The 1,261-nt window shown below is 69.2% G+C and carries 2 protein-coding genes; one reads left to right on the top strand and one right to left on the bottom strand.

Annotation, left to right across the window (positions count from 1 at the left end):
* Positions 1 to 60 precede the first annotated feature (60 nt).
* Positions 61 to 315 carry a hypothetical protein gene (locus ACIQBJ_RS35255; RefSeq protein ID WP_400718874.1) on the top strand — a complete coding sequence of 85 codons (255 nt, stop codon included), beginning with the start codon at positions 61 to 63 and terminating at the stop codon, positions 313 to 315.
* Between the two features lie 48 nt (positions 316 to 363).
* On the opposite strand, the gene ACIQBJ_RS35250 is transcribed toward ACIQBJ_RS35255, so the two are convergent.
* A partial coding sequence (locus tag ACIQBJ_RS35250; RefSeq protein WP_400718872.1) for an IS5 family transposase occupies positions 364 to 1,261 on the bottom strand: 898 nt, incomplete at its 5' end.

The raw sequence follows: 1,261 nt of genomic DNA, 5'->3' as shown, positions 1-1,261 counted from the left end.
GCTGCCGTCAGCCAGCGTGCTGCCTTCGCGTGCTGTCCTCGGTACGGCTAGGTTCTGCCCGTGAACACCGAGCAGATCGTGATCAGCTTGACGCCGGACGAGGCGCTGGTGCTTTCGGACTGGCTGGAGCGCGTCCAGATGACTGACCTCAGTCGGATGGTTGACGACGAGGCCGTCTGGGCGCCGATACACAGGATCGCGGGGACCCTGGACAAGAGCCTCACCGGGATCTTCGCGCCTGACTATGCGGAACGCCTGGCAGCGGCACGGCAGCGTCTTCGCGGATCTGCTGGCGATCAAAGACAGGGCGGCTGACAGGTGGGTTGTCCTGCCTCGGCGGGACAGTGAGATGCCGATCCGTTGTCACGTCACGGGAGAACTCGTAACCAAGGAACGGGGACCCTGGCGCGTTGCCGGCCGGCCTCGGGTGAGTCTGCGGACCATGATGCCGATCATTGCCCAGCGGATCATGGTCTCGGAGTGGGCGGAGCTGGTCTCGTAGTCGCGGGCGAGGCGGCGGTGGGCGGTGAGCCACGAGAACGTCCGCTCGATCGCCCAGCGCTTGGGCTGGACCTGGAAGCCGCGCTGGTCGGGGGCCTTGCGGACGATGTCGAGCTCGCGGCCGAGGATCCGGGCGGTCCATTCGACCAGGCGGCCGGCGAAGCCCTGATCGGCCCAGAACCTCTCGATCCGCGGGTGGTCGAGCCGGGCCCACAGGAGCGGACGGCGGGCGCCATCGCGGTCCTGGACGCTCGCGGCGACCACGTGGACCGCGACGAGCAGGCCTAGGGTGTCGGTGACCAGGAACCGCTTGCGGCCCTTGACCTTCTTGCCCGCGTCGAAGCCCCTGGTCGCCGCTGGCACGGTGTCGGCGGTGCGGACGGACTGCGAGTCGATCAAGCCGGCGGTCGGCTCCGCGTCGCGGCCGTCCGCCTCACGGACCCGGCCGCGCAGGGCGTCGTGGATGCGCTCGACGGTGCCGTCGTCGTGCCACCAGGTGAAGTACCAGTACGTCGTCTGCCAGGGCGGGAAGTCCTTCGGCAGCTGCCGCCAGGCGCATCCGGTCCGGACCACGTAGAAGATCGCGTCCACGATCCGCCGCCGCGGATGCTTCTCCCTCCGCCCGCCCTTCGGTCCCACCCGCGCGGGCGGGAGCAACGGTTCCACCAGCGCCCACTGGTCGTCCGTCAAGTCCGACGGATGCCCACCCCCGACAACGCTCACGAAGAGCTCAACGAACCCGCCAGCAACGGGACACGGT

Source organism: Kitasatospora sp. NPDC088391 (assembly GCF_044753345.1).
Taxonomy (GTDB): domain Bacteria; phylum Actinomycetota; class Actinomycetes; order Streptomycetales; family Streptomycetaceae; genus Kitasatospora.
This window is presented reverse-complemented; position numbering and strand designations above follow the sequence as displayed.